Consider the following 243-nt stretch of genomic DNA (forward strand, 5'->3'; position numbering starts at 1 on the left):
GTAAAAGCAAAGCGCTACGGCGAAATGCAAACACCTAGCGAAGTACGCTATATGCAAGCGGTTAAAAATGGCGGCAAAGAAACCGACGAACTCGTACTTGCCGACATTGCTGCGCATGTTGTATCGCAAATGGATGAAGACACATTTTATATAATGGGTAGCGGCTCAACCGTTGAGGCCATAATGGAAGAAATGGGACTTGAGAATACGTTGCTTGGCGTTGATTTAATAAAAGATCAAACC

1 pseudogene is annotated in these 243 nt (G+C 44.0%); it reads left to right on the forward strand.

The features are described from left to right. A pseudogene (locus AAEZ02_RS23305) lies at positions 1-243 on the forward strand (ATP-NAD kinase); the annotation flags it as partial.

The organism is Shewanella sp. T24-MNA-CIBAN-0130 (genome assembly GCF_040310185.1).
Taxonomy (GTDB): Bacteria; Pseudomonadota; Gammaproteobacteria; order Enterobacterales; family Shewanellaceae; genus Shewanella; species Shewanella psychromarinicola.